This is a genomic window from Stenotrophomonas sp. STK16_22, assembly GCF_051984505.1.
Classification (GTDB): Bacteria; Pseudomonadota; Gammaproteobacteria; order Xanthomonadales; family Xanthomonadaceae; genus Stenotrophomonas; species Stenotrophomonas maltophilia_A.
Map to the genome: position 1 here is coordinate 4,492,132 of NZ_CP196972.1, position 12,256 is coordinate 4,504,387.

At 65.3% G+C, this 12,256-nt stretch carries 15 protein-coding genes and 1 tRNA gene; 12 read left to right on the forward strand and 4 right to left on the reverse strand.

What is annotated here, in order from left to right:
* Positions 1-55: 55 nt before the first annotated feature.
* Positions 56-568 (reverse strand): hypothetical protein, encoded by a 513-nt coding sequence (locus ACSYAO_RS20765; RefSeq protein ID WP_049461705.1) that lies wholly within the window; start codon positions 566-568, stop codon positions 56-58.
* Positions 569-650: 82 nt separating this feature from the next.
* On the opposite strand from ACSYAO_RS20765, the gene ACSYAO_RS20770 reads away from it, so the two are divergent.
* A complete protein-coding gene (locus ACSYAO_RS20770; protein WP_049461704.1) occupies positions 651-1,277 on the forward strand; it encodes a YiiX/YebB-like N1pC/P60 family cysteine hydrolase in 627 nt (208 codons plus the stop codon).
* A gap of 51 nt (positions 1,278-1,328) precedes the next feature.
* On the opposite strand, the gene ACSYAO_RS20775 is transcribed toward ACSYAO_RS20770, so the two are convergent.
* The 3 genes from ACSYAO_RS20775 to ubiA form a co-directional block, all read right to left on the reverse strand.
* Positions 1,329-1,493, reverse strand: a complete 165-nt coding sequence (locus ACSYAO_RS20775; RefSeq protein ID WP_005414774.1) for a hypothetical protein — start codon at positions 1,491-1,493, stop codon at positions 1,329-1,331.
* A 272-nt stretch (positions 1,494-1,765) separates the two neighbouring features.
* Positions 1,766-3,190 (reverse strand): short-chain fatty acid transporter, encoded by a 1,425-nt coding sequence (locus tag ACSYAO_RS20780; RefSeq protein ID WP_180862767.1) that lies wholly within the window; start codon positions 3,188-3,190, stop codon positions 1,766-1,768.
* Between the two features lie 269 nt (positions 3,191-3,459).
* On the reverse strand, positions 3,460-4,353 hold the full coding sequence (gene ubiA, locus ACSYAO_RS20785) for a 4-hydroxybenzoate octaprenyltransferase (protein ID WP_049461703.1): 894 nt from the start codon (positions 4,351-4,353) through the stop codon (positions 3,460-3,462).
* A gap of 149 nt (positions 4,354-4,502) precedes the next feature.
* On the opposite strand from ubiA, the gene ACSYAO_RS20790 reads away from it, so the two are divergent.
* The 11 genes from ACSYAO_RS20790 (at position 4,503) to ACSYAO_RS20840 (ending at position 12,244) form a co-directional block, all read left to right on the forward strand.
* Positions 4,503-4,579: transfer RNA gene (locus tag ACSYAO_RS20790), tRNA-Arg, on the forward strand.
* A 166-nt stretch (positions 4,580-4,745) separates the two neighbouring features.
* Positions 4,746-5,936: a tyrosine-type recombinase/integrase gene (locus tag ACSYAO_RS20795; protein ID WP_440566246.1), complete on the forward strand. Its 1,191-nt coding sequence runs from the start codon at positions 4,746-4,748 to the stop codon at positions 5,934-5,936.
* A gap of 601 nt (positions 5,937-6,537) precedes the next feature.
* Positions 6,538-6,810 carry a helix-turn-helix transcriptional regulator gene (locus ACSYAO_RS20800; protein WP_440566248.1) on the forward strand — a complete coding sequence of 91 codons (273 nt, stop codon included), beginning with the start codon at positions 6,538-6,540 and terminating at the stop codon, positions 6,808-6,810.
* A complete protein-coding gene (locus ACSYAO_RS20805; RefSeq protein WP_440566250.1) occupies positions 6,807-7,010 on the forward strand; it encodes a hypothetical protein in 204 nt (67 codons plus the stop codon). The genes ACSYAO_RS20800 and ACSYAO_RS20805 overlap by 4 nt, the downstream gene beginning before the upstream one ends.
* A gap of 9 nt (positions 7,011-7,019) precedes the next feature.
* Entirely contained in the window at positions 7,020-7,304 is a 285-nt protein-coding gene (locus ACSYAO_RS20810; RefSeq protein WP_088476048.1) for an ogr/Delta-like zinc finger family protein, read from the forward strand.
* A gap of 293 nt (positions 7,305-7,597) precedes the next feature.
* A complete protein-coding gene (locus ACSYAO_RS20815; RefSeq protein WP_440567000.1) occupies positions 7,598-7,807 on the forward strand; it encodes a hypothetical protein in 210 nt (69 codons plus the stop codon).
* A complete protein-coding gene (locus ACSYAO_RS20820; RefSeq protein ID WP_440566253.1) occupies positions 7,804-8,019 on the forward strand; it encodes a hypothetical protein in 216 nt (71 codons plus the stop codon). Before ACSYAO_RS20815 ends, ACSYAO_RS20820 begins: the two co-directional genes overlap by 4 nt.
* On the forward strand, positions 8,016-8,669 hold the full coding sequence (locus tag ACSYAO_RS20825) for a hypothetical protein (RefSeq protein WP_440566255.1): 654 nt from the start codon (positions 8,016-8,018) through the stop codon (positions 8,667-8,669). Before ACSYAO_RS20820 ends, ACSYAO_RS20825 begins: the two co-directional genes overlap by 4 nt.
* A gap of 43 nt (positions 8,670-8,712) precedes the next feature.
* Positions 8,713-9,507 carry a toprim domain-containing protein gene (locus ACSYAO_RS20830; RefSeq protein ID WP_440566257.1) on the forward strand — a complete coding sequence of 265 codons (795 nt, stop codon included), beginning with the start codon at positions 8,713-8,715 and terminating at the stop codon, positions 9,505-9,507.
* A 58-nt stretch (positions 9,508-9,565) separates the two neighbouring features.
* The gene (locus ACSYAO_RS20835; protein ID WP_440566259.1) at positions 9,566-11,422 is read left to right on the forward strand and encodes a DUF927 domain-containing protein; all 1,857 of its coding nucleotides are present in this window, start codon (positions 9,566-9,568) and stop codon (positions 11,420-11,422) included.
* 72 nt (positions 11,423-11,494) lie between these two features.
* The gene (locus tag ACSYAO_RS20840; RefSeq protein ID WP_440566261.1) at positions 11,495-12,244 is read left to right on the forward strand and encodes a hypothetical protein; all 750 of its coding nucleotides are present in this window, start codon (positions 11,495-11,497) and stop codon (positions 12,242-12,244) included.
* Positions 12,245-12,256: the final 12 nt, after the last annotated feature.

Genomic DNA, 12,256 nt, shown 5'->3' on the forward strand with positions numbered 1-12,256 from the left:
ACCAGGGATCGAGCCTAGCAGCCGCTGGCCCGCCGCGCCTGTGCCGGATCAGCCATCAGATCGACTCATCCTCACGCTTGACCAGCGTCCAGCACGGCGCCTGCGCAAAGGTATAGGTCTGCTGGTCGCTGCTGTCCTGCGTACGGATCTGCACCTGCCGCTGTCCATCGGCCAGGAGGCTGACCTGCATTTCGCGGCCCTGCCCGGCCAGTGCGGCGGGATCAGGCATCACCGGCCACTCGACATCGGCCCGCGCCAGCCGGCTTTCCACCTTGCGCGGTTCCGGCTCGGCCTCGGCATCGATGTAGCTGTCCAGCAGCGGATCGGCGGTGGTCTTTTCCTGCAGCGCGATCTCGTTGCCGAAATGCTTCAGGAACGTATCGAATTCCGGGTAGGGGCACTCACTGCGTGCAGCCACAGCTGTTGGCTCGGCGACGGTGGTCGCCGGCGCCGCTGCGGCAGGTGAGGCTTCGGTCGCGGTCTGCGGTGCCTGCGGCACTGGCGCGCAGGCTGCCAGCACCGCGCCACAGGCAAGCATCAGCACTGCGGCAAAACGGTATCGACACATGGGCACATCCTGAATCCGGTCCGGTCGCTCCATGCTACCGCGCACCCTACAATTCAGGCATTCCGCTTGTCCGAGAGTCCTCATGCATCGCCTCCTGCTCCTGATCGGCCTGCTGCTGCCCGCCCTGTGGCCGGCGGTGGCGAGGGCCGTCGATGTCCACGAAGGCGACCTTCTGTTCGTCACCGCCGGCCGCAGCGGTCTCAGTGCGGCCATCGACGATGCCACCGGCAAGCAGGGCGCGCCCAGCTTCGATCACGTCGCGCTGGTCGCCTCCGCGCCGAAGGGCTGGGAGGTATTGCATGCAGACGAGAAAGGATCGCGCCGGCAATCGCTGGTCGAATTCCGCCAGGAAGCGCGCGCCAAGCAGCGGCAGATCGTGGTCTATCGCCTGCGCGCGCCGCAGCAGGCAGCGATCAGGGATGCGGTCGCCACCGCGCGCACGATGCTGGGCAAGCCGTACAACACGTCGTATGTGTTGAACGAGGACAGCTACTACTGCTCGGACTTCATCGAACGCGCCTTCCGTGCGCACCACGTGTTCGCATTGCAGCCGATGAATTTCCGTAACCCGCAGACCGGGGAGATCGCCCAGCGCTGGGTGGATCTGTACCGCGGCATGGGCATGGACGTGCCGCAGGATCAGCCCGGCACCAATCCGAACGACATGTCGGCGGCGCCGGTGTTGCAGCGCATCGGCATGCTGGAATAAGCAAAGCCCCGCACGGGGCGGGGCTTCGCATCACCGGAGCTGGTGGCGAGGTCACTCTTCCTCGTCCTGCCCACCCTGCTGCTGGTTGCGCTGGTTGCGCTGCTGCTGTTCCTGCTGCTGTTGCTGCTGCTGGTCGCGGCCACGACCCTGCTGCTGATCCTGCTGGTTCTGCTGGCCCTGCTGCTTCTGGTTCGGGTTCTGGTTCTGCTGTGCCATGTCCGATCTCCAAAGCCACTCGCGGAATGCGGTGGACGTGGCCATCGTCTGCAGCGAATGGTTAATCACGCGTGGGTGGGCGGCTACATCTGTGTGTACGCGTGTGAATGAACGCGCAGAAGCCCTTGTGGCACAAGCGGCTGAAGGATTCATGCGGGTTCGGCATGTGCTCATGCCATCGTCAGCCTGCACGCATTCATGGCGTTCGCCGCCGGAAACACGCGCTGAACAAGGTTGGCTTCCCAACGCACGCAGGGAAGCCAACCCTGCATTCAGGGCATCACGGGCGGCACATAGGCCAGGGTCATGCCCAGCAGCCACAGCAGGCCCAGCACCAGCGGAATGTGCACCAGCAGCTGGATGAAGGTGAAGCCCACGATGTCGCGTGCCTTCAGGCCCAGCACGCCCAGCAGCGGCAGCATCCAGAACGGGTTGATCAGGTTCGGCAGCGCTTCGGCCGCGTTGTAGACCTGCACCGCCCAGCCCAGGTGTGCCTTCAGTTCATTGGCGGCCTGCATCACGTACGGCGCCTCGATGATCCACTTGCCACCGCCGGAGGGCACGAAGAAGCCCAGCACCGCCGAATAGACGCCCATCACCAGCGCGAAGGTATCGGTGCTGGCCACGTGCACGAACAGGCTCGACAGGCGGTGCGCCAGTGTCTGCCCGTCGCCGCCAGCAGCATGGGTGAGGATCATCGCGATGCCACCGTACAGCGGGAACTGGATCAACACGCCGGTGGTGCTGGGCACCGCCTTGGCCACCGCGTTGAGGAAGCTGCGCGGCCGCCAGTGCAGCAGCAGGCCCAGCGAAATGAACAGGAAGTTGTAGGTGTTGAGGTTGGCGATGGCAGTGACCACCGGCTTGCTGGCGAACTCGTTGAACAGCCAGCCGAACGCCAGCAGCGAGAGCAGCACGGTCAGCAGCGGGCTGTATTCCAGCCATTCGCCCGGGCGCGTGCGTCGCTGCAGCGGTTCCGGCTCGGCCTGCGCAGCGCCTGGGAACTCCTCGGCAGTACGCGCACTGCCGGCAGCCGGTGCGGTCAGCCAGGCGATCAGCAGCGAGACCAGGATCAGCACTGCAGTCAGCGCAATCGACTGCCACAGGAAAATGGTTTCGGTGAACGGCAACACGCCGGTGATCTCCACCAGCCCCGGCGGCATGCTGGCCGGGTTGGCCTGCAGCTGTGCGGCCGAGGAACTCAACCCCATGGCCCACACCGCGCCCAGGCCAAGATATGCCGACGCACCGGCGGCGCGGTAGTCCATGCGCAGTTCGGTGCGGCGGGCCAGCGCGCGCACCAGCAGGCCGCCGAACACCAGCGAGAAGCCCCAGCTGAGCAGCGAGGCGAGCATGCTGACCAGGCCCACGTACACCACCGCACCGCGTCCGGTGCGCGGCACCCGGGCCAGGAAGTCGATGAAGCGTGCAACCACCGGTGCGGTTGCCACGGCGTAGCCACCGATGACCACGAAGGCCATCTGCATGGTGAAGGGGATCAGGCTCCAGAAGCCGTCACCGAAGGCGCTGGCAGTGGCCTGCGGAGTCGAGCCGAAGCCCATCGCGGCCACCGCGACGATGACCACGCCCAGCACCGCGAACACGTACGCATCGGGGAACCATTTTTCCGCCCAGGCGGCCGAGCGCAGCGCAGCGCGCGCCATCCAGCCGTCCTGTACTGCTGCCGTCGAGGCCATCGCCTACCCTCCCAGGTTCGATGGATCGATTCTGGGCGGTGGGGTGCAGGCTGTCTGCCACCTATTGGTCGTAGGTGGCGGAATGGTAGTGCCGGCCGCTGGCCGGCAACCTCGGGATCGCGCACGAGTGCAGCCGGCCAGCGGCCGGCTCTACCAGATCCAAGCATCATCGCAGGTGGTGGAAGGCGGTAGTGCCGGCCGCTGGCCGGCAACCTCGGGATCGCATACGGGTGCAGCCGGCCAGCGGCCGGCTCTACCTCACCTTGGGCTCAACGCAGCGCCAGATCCACGGCGATGCCGGCGAACAGCGCGGCGCCCACCCAGTTGTTGTGCAGGAACGCCTTGAAGCACGGGCCGCGCTCGCGGTTTCGGCAGATCCAGAACTCGTACACCACCAGAACGGTGGCCACCGCCACGCCGGCCAGGTAGTACCCACCCAGCCCGCCGCGTACGCCTACCAGCGCCATGGTGGCCAGGAACAGTGCGTACAACACGCCCTGGATGACCAGGTCGAGGTCGCCGAACAGGATCGCGGTGGAGTGCGAGCCCATCTTCAGGTCGTCCTCGCGGTCGACCATGGCGTACCAGGTGTCGTAGGCGGTGGACCACAGGATGTTGCCGGCGTACAGCAGCCAGCCCAGCATCGGCACCTCGCCCTGCACGGCGGCGAAGGCCATCGGGATGCCCCAGCCAAACGACATGCCCAGGTAGACCTGCGGCAGGTGGGTGTAGCGCTTCAGGTACGGGTAGCTGGCCGCCAGGAACACGCCGATGAAGCTGAGGCCGATGGTCAGCCCGTTCAGGGTCAGCACCAGGCCGAACGCCACCAGCATCAGCACCGCGAACAGGGCGAGCGCGGCGCGGCCGCTGATTGCGCCGGTGGCCAGCGGACGCGCCTTGGTGCGTTCCACGTGCGGGTCGAGCCAGCGGTCGGCGTAGTCGTTGATGACGCAACCGGCCGAGCGGGTCAGCCACACGCCTGCTGTGAACACGAACAGCGTCCACAGCGGCGGCAGGCCGCCAGCAGCCAGCCACAACGCCCACCAGGTGGGCCACAGCAGCAGCAGCGTGCCGATCGGGCGATCAGCGCGCATCAGACTCCAGTAATGCCGCCAACGCGGCGTCGCCGGCGACTGCGGCGAAGTGAGGGGGGTATCAGCCATGGCGATAGGATACTCCTGCCCCTCCGGCAGGGCTTTGCCGGTGGGGGGAGATTTGTTCGGCGAAACTGGATAGAATGCCGGTCCCGCACCGCCTCATGGCGCTGCGATGCCCGCCCCGGCACTGGCCGACGGCGCGGCAGTTCTACAACGCGCCCGTAGCTCAGCCGGATAGAGTAGTGGCTTCCGAAGCCATTGGTCGGGGGTTCGAATCCCTCCGGGCGCGCCATTTGAACGTCCTACAGCGTCCTAAGAAGGCCGAATATCTCTTTCAAATCAAGAGCTTCGGCCTTTTTTGTGTCCACTTGCGTCCTATGTGATCCACATCAATCCTAAGTCTGCAGGCGGTATCTTTGACGGTAACCCACATACCGCTTGCACCTGTTACCGCCATCATGTCGCTTACCGATACCGCAATACGCAAGACAAAGCCCACGGCAACTGTGCAGAAGCTCCGCGACGGTGGTGGCCTTTACTTGTTGCTTCGCCCTGATGGCGGCAGATGGTGGCGATGGGATTACCGTCGTCCCGTAACAGGCAAGCGCAACACACTCTCTCTGGGGACGTATCCCGACGTCAGCTTGGCCAACGCACGCGAACGTCATGCAGCAGCTCGCAGACTGCTTGCTGATGGAGTTGATCCAGGCGAGCAGCGAAAAGCACAGAAGGCAGCGACGCTTGAACGTTCTGCCAACACCTTCGAAGCTGTCGCCGCAGAGTTGATCGCGGTGAGAGCGAAGAAGATGGCGGCCACTTCACTGGAACGGCAGAACCGCATTCTCGCGAAAGATCTCGGTCCATACATCGGGCGGATACCTGTCGATGCTGTGACTGCCCGCGAGCTGCTGGATGCAATCCGGAAGATTGAAGCGCGCGGTGCAAACGAGACTGCACATCGGGCACGAATGCTGGCTAGCCAGGTCTTTCGCTACGCCATCGCTACAGGTCGTGCGGTGCGCAATCCAGCTGAAGACCTGAGGGGCGCACTCGTCCCAGTGGAGGTCGAGCACTTTGCCAGCGTCACCGATCCTGCGCATGTTGCAGGCCTGCTTCGCGCCATCCACGGGTACCAGGGGACACCCGTTGTAGCTGCTGCCTTGCGCTTGGCACCGCTCGTCTTCGTGCGACCTGGTGAACTTCGCCACGCTCGCTGGTCAGATATTGACCTTGACACCGCAGAGTGGCGCTTCACGGCGACGAAAACTGGGCAACCGCACATTGTTCCGCTCTCGTCGCAAGCCGTGGCTGTGTTCCGCGACTTGCAGCCACTGACCGGGCGACTCGCCTACGTATTCCCGAGTATGCGTGGTAAAGGGCGTCCCATGAGCGAGAACACCGTCAACGGTGCGCTACGTCGCCTCGGCTACGACTCCGACACTATGACCGGGCATGGCTTCCGCGCGATGGCACGCACTGTGCTGGATGAGGTGCTGGGCTTCCGTCCGGACTACATCGAGCACCAGCTTGCACACGCCGTGCGTGATCCCAACGGACGGGCATACAACCGTACTGCTCACCTGGTCGAGCGGGCAAAAATGATGCAGGCCTGGGCGGACTATCTGGACGGCCTGAGGGCCTCCCGCTGACCTCCCTTTCTCCCATTTTTCATTTCTGACTTACTGTTTTTGCTGGTTACATTGGTACGCTGGTTACACCCTCCGCAGTCTCGTTTTATTTCAATGGCTTGCGGATGATCGAGGTGTGTACCGGCAATGGAGTGCTACTGGTTACGGTGGTACACCAGCAAAAGATCAGACGGCATCGGGCGACTTTGGACAGAAAGCTTCAGCCGATCCGCTCCTCGTGTCGTCCCGCCCTTACCCGGCACTGACAGAGGCTAGCAGGGGCTGAGCCAAGGTCGAACATCGAGGGCGGTGGCGCATGCCTCCCGGCTCGGACTATTCCCTGGCGACCGCGAGCAATGCCCTACGAATCCACTGGAGAGTGCACGCGCGATCGCGTGCACAGACTACCCGTGCCCGTCGTTCGGCCTCGACTAGCGCTCTGCGGTGCCTGAATCGCGAAGGCCGTGGGTCCGCCTGCATCCAGCTGCGTCCAATGTGGAATTTGTAAGGCGACTTCTTACACAGCGCGCTGCGTGAGTTTGGCCACGGCGCTCGCCAGACTCTAGCCAAGCCCACAACATGAGGCGGCGATTGACTCGGTGTCATCGCCGCGACCTGCCACATGCTTGGTTCCTCTACGTCTTCGACGACCGCACCTGGTCAGCCTGCCGATCATCTCCGGCCTGAATCCGCGCGTGGTGAGCGCTTCCTGCGCAAGCCCGAGGTGCTCAGCCGCACCGGCATTTCCCGCTCGCACCTGTACTGGCTGATGAAGCGCGGCCGGTTCCCCGCATCGATCCCCCTTTCCCCGCGCGTGACCGTCTGGCTGGAGTCGGACGTGTACGCGTGGATTGCCACCCACATCCCCGACACCCACCCGCGAGTGCAGCCATGAAAGACGCCATCGTCCTGACCATCTCCAATCAGAAGTTCACCCTGAGCCAGGCAGAGGCCAAGTTCTTGGCCGAGCATCTGCGCACCGCCGTGGCGCAACCGAATCTGGCGCTGAATTTCTCCCAGAGCCGGACTGAGCAAGGCGGCCGCATCGCACTGTCGCGTGGTGTCGCGGGCAGCCGTTCCATCACTGACTGCTGAGGCGTTGCGATGACCAGTTCAAGAGCCTTCCTACGCTGCCCGCATTGCGATACGGCTGCCATCGTTCGTACCAGCGTGCTGCATTCCAAACTGCTGCGCGAGTCGCTGCTCCAGTGCCGCAACGCGCTGTGTGGTCATACGTTCTCGGCCTACACAGAGATCGTGCGTACGCACGCACAGAGTGCCTGCCCGAGCGGGGACATCTGCCTGCCCATCAGCAGCCCCGCAGAGCGTGCCGCGCTCAGTGCACAGGTCGCGCAAGAGCCCGTGACGCCTGGCAAGGCACGGCGATGACGCACCTGTTGACAGCACCCGCGAACCCGGTGCAGCATTGCCCCGTCGCCGCACAATCGGCGACCGGGTTTGACAGCCCGAACCCTGAGGCGCACCAGCGCCCATCGACCGATGCACGGCGCTTTTTTATTGCCTGCTGTGTCGTCGCGGGCGATTGCTTGCCAGTTCTATGGCGGGCGGTGCGCGGAGGCCGCAAGGCCTGCCGGTCCTCAGGCCGGTCTGTCAACCGCGCACCGTTCGCCACCTCGTTTGACAGCGCGGTGGTGGACCTCAACTTACCTGAGGACCCTGCCATGTCTCATGACACCCTGGCCGCGCCGTCGCGCTTTGCCGCCCGTATTGCTCACCACCTCGGCGAAATCGCCGACACTCTCGACTGGGATCATTCCCGATGGCTGGCGCTGACTGCGCGCCTGCAGGCCACCGGCAAAGCGCCCGAGGCGCTGGCGCTGGGCGAGGTGCAGCACGCCATTGCCGCCACCGTCCGGGAGGCCGCGCGATGAACGTCTCTGCCTTGAATGCCGCTGTGGCCAACGAAGATGCAACCACGCATGACCTGTTCAGTGCTGTGCGCCAGTTGCAGCGCATCCACACGATGCCGATGGCTGCACTGTCGCAGCTGGTAGCCGCCTTGGAATGCCGCCCTGATGCACTGGAAGCACTCTCCGTAGGCCAGCTGCTGGCGATGGTCCGCGACGCGGAGGTTGCTGCATGAACACGGAAACCGTGAGTGTGTCCGGCGTGCCGGGCGTAGCCGATGGCGTACTCAGCGCCACCATCACCGATACCTGGTTTGATGCTGAGCGTACCGCCCATATTGTCGAGGTGGCCCGTCGCGTCGAGCGTCTCCACAACAAGGCCTCGCGCCGTCTGGCCATCCTCAGTGGCGAATTGGATGAGGCGCTGGAAGGCCATCCGTTGGAAGCCCGCCTGCGCGAGCGCCTGCTGTGGCCGCTGGAGCGCGATTGTCTGGACTTGGCCACCGTTGCGGCGCGGGTGCGCGTACGCCTGTCGTTGTTTGCACCTGCGCAGTCGCAGGAACAGTTCGATCGAGGCATGGCCTTGCAGCTGGCTGACCTGCAAGCCGAGCAAGCCGCACCTGTAGCGCCGGCGCAAGCGCCTGCGCCCAGCGCTGCACCCATGCCCTTCGGCTACTGGATCAGCGAGGAAAGCTTCAATCGCGTGGAGCGCGCACGGTCGGCGGCACTGTTGCTGTCCAGCGTGGGCGAGGGCATCGGCGAATCGGTAGCGTTGTCGTTCGATGCCGTGGCGGCCAGCGCCGCCTACGTGCATGAGGACCTAGCTGCCGTGGTGGCCTGCGCCCGGCACAGCAGCCAGCTGGAGGCCGACGATGACGCGGCCTGAGGGATTCATTGCGGCACTGCGTGCGGCAGGTCTATGCGTGGGAATGGGCGATGCTGTCCTGGCCAATGGCCGTCTGTGCCGCGTACGCGCCGAGGGCGATGGCAGCGGCCAGCGCAGTGGTTGGTATGTGCTGCACGCAGGCCCGCCGCAGGCCGGTGCCTACGGAAACTGGAAGACCGGGCTCAATGAGTCCTGGTGCGAGGGTGGAAGCGAGGCGCTGAGTGAGGCCGACCGCGTGATGCTGCGCGAGGCCGTGGTGCGCGCACAGCGCCAGCAGCAGGCCGAACGCGCACAGCGCCAGGCCGTGGCCCGGCAGCAGGCGCGTGAGCGCTGGCAGCGTGCCAGCGCCGCTACACCCGATCATCCCTACCTGGTGACCAAGGGCGTGGGCGTGCACGGCCTGCGACAGCTGGACGGCTTGCTGCTGGTGCCCTTGCGCGATGCGCAGGGACGGCTGTGGAGCCTGCAAACCATCGCCGCCGATGGCAGCAAGCGCTTCCTGGCCGGAGGCCGCAAACGCGGGCTGTACTACGCCGTGGGCCGTACGGTCAGCGATGTGGTGTGCATCGCCGAAGGCTATGCCACTGCCGCCAGTATCCATGAGGCCACGGGCCACCCCACCGCCGTGGCCTTCGATGCCGGGAACCTGGAGCCGGTGGCCTGTGCCCTGCGCGCCAAGTTCCCCTCTGCGGTGATCGTGGTGTGCGCCGATGACGATGCGGCCACCGCCGCGCGGCTGGGCATCAACCCGGGCGTGGCCAACGCCCAGCGCGCCGCCGATGCCGTGGGCGGGGTGGTGGCCATGCCGCCGCGGCCACGCCATGAGGCAACTTCCTGATGATCTCTCTCTTTATTCCGAAGGCGCAGCGCGCCGACGCGGCACCGGAGCCCCGTGCATGAACAACGTCACCTCTGTCGATTTCAATGATGCCGCCAAGGACGCCGGTACCGGCGCTGTGCGCGGCTCGATTCAGCGCGCCGTGCGCAAGGGCACCAAGGGCAAAACCCACGGCGACAAGCGCGCCACCGACAGCGCCAGTAGCGGTGCTGCGCGGGCCCACTATCAGCTCAACGAGACCGGCGTGTACTACGTCGGTGTCACCGAGGATGGCGACCTGGCCGAACCGGTGTTCGTCTGCTCGCCGTTGAAGGTCGAGGCCAAGACCCGTAACAGCCAGAGCGAGGAATGGGGGCGGCTGCTGACCTGGACCGATGCCGATGGCCATCCCCACCAGTGGGCGGCGCCTGCGGAAATGCTGGTGGGCGATCCGCGCGAGTTCGTGCGCCAGCTGGCCGCAGGTGGTGTGGAAATGTCGGCCCACCGCAACACGATGCAGCGTCTGCTGGCCTACATCATCCAGGAGCGCATCGACACCCGGGCCCGCAACGTCGCCGTGCCAGGCTGGCATGACGGCCGCTATGTCCTGCCCAATGGCGAAAGCTACGGCAATGGCGCTGAGCGGCTGGTCTACCAACACAGTGGCGGATTGCAGCATCACTACGCGGCCGTTGGCTCGCTGGAGGACTGGCGACGCGACGTGGCCCGGCGCTGCCAGGACAATTCGCGCCTGGTGCTGGCGGTTTCGGCAATGTTTGCCGGTCCGCTGCTGCACTTCACCGGTGCTACCGGTGGTGGCTTCCACCTGGTCGGTGGCAGCAGCAGCGGCAAGAGCACCGCGCTGCGCGTGGCGGCCAGCGTGGTCGGTCCCCCGGAATATGCCCGCGAGTGGCGCAGCACGGCCAACGGTCTGGAAGGCGTAGCGGTGTTGCACAACGATGCCACGCTGATTCTGGATGAGCTGGCGCAGATCGATCCCAAGCAGGCTGGTGATGCCGCCTACCTGTTGGCCAACGGCAACGGCAAGAGCCGCGCCAACCGGGCCGGTGAGGCCCGTGCGGCGGCACGTTGGCGGGTGCTGATCCTGTCGGCCGGCGAGGTCGGGCTGGCCCAGCACATGGCCGAGGTGGGCAAGCAGGCGCGGGCTGGTCAGTCCGTGCGCCTTGCCGACGTACCAGCCGAGGCTGAGGGCGGACACGGCGTGTTTGAGCGCCTGCACGATGCCAGCGACGGCGCGGGGCTGTCGGCTCTGCTCAAGGACGCTGCCGCACGCAGCTACGGCGCACCTTGGCCGCTCTGGATGGACTACCTAACCCAGCAGGATAGCCCGACGCTAACCGCCCAGCTGCGCGAATCCACCGACCGATTCCTGGCCACTTACGTACCCGAAAATGCCTCCGGGGAGGTGCGCCGGGTGGCCGAGCGCTTTGCTGTTGTTGCCTTCGCCGGGGAGTTGGCCAGCAACTGTCGCCACCGCATTACCGGCTGGCCCAAGGGTGAAGCTACCCAAGGCGTTGCGACGTGCTTTAAGGCTTGGCTGCAACGTCGAGGTGGCTCCGGCAGCGCCGACACCGACGAACTGCTCTCGCGCGTGCGTGCGTTCTTTGAGGCCCATGGCGAGAGTCGTTTGGAACCGCTACGCGGCCATGAGGGCACAGTGCCGGTGCGCGACCGCGTAGGTTTCCGACGCTTCGATGAAGTCGGAGTGACGGAATACCTGGTGCTGCAGGAGGCATTCCGGCGGGAGCTATGTGCAGGCTTCGATGTGCGCTTGGCCGCACGTACGCTGGCTGAGGCCGGATGGCTCAAGCGCAGTGCAGACGGTAGGCCCTCCCAAGCCGTACGTGTCCCAGGCTTGGGCGCCATCCGCGTCTTCATCTTCGACCCTCGCAAGGTTCACGACAGCGGCCTGTAAACGGCGCCGTCTTTCCCACGGCTCGCCGACACAGTGTCGGCGAGGCCCCAATCGTTTCAACGGAGATTCAACATGAGCGACACCCAGAGCATTAGCACCACCACCGCCGAACTGGCCATTCAACCCGGCGAACGGGTCGAAGCAGCGCTGGAATCGGAGAGCAGGCGACGGCTGAACGAGCTGGCTCAGCATTTGGCCAGCGCAGTGCAGCGCAAGCGCGCCCTGGTGGGCAAGGTCGATCAGATGCAGCGCGCCAAACTGGCAGCACAGAGCGATGCCGCCGCTGCTCGCCAGCAATGGAGTGCAAAGCTGCGTGATGCCGATGGCAACCTCACTCGCGATATTCAGAAGCTGCGCGCCAACGAGCGTTCGGCGCTCTCGCTCGCTGAGGAATATGCGGCGATGGAGGGCGAAATCGCGGACGAACTGCGGCGCCTGGAGCTGGAGTTGGCTGAGGTGGCAGACCGTTGCCTCAGCACGGCGAATGGTGTCATGAGTGAGGCTGCCAGTCAGGCCTATGAGCAGTTGCTGACAAACGTTGGCGACAGCCTGGCGGTGGCCTTCGAGCTGTTCTCGAAGGCGGAGAACGGGGGCGTGAACCATGGGCAGGCAGCCGATGCCGACGAACTGGCCAGCAAATTCTTCGTTCGCCTTGGCAACGCAGTGCGCCATCGTTTGGACGATGCCACAGTGACCGAGCAGGTCGCGGAGCGCGTGGCATTGCCGCCGATGGATCTGAGTGAGGTGAACATGCAGCTGGTGAAGAGTGTTTCCGCGCGCGCAAAGCTGCGGGCGCAGCTCAATGCAGAGGGCGTGGCGTGACTGATTCCCGCG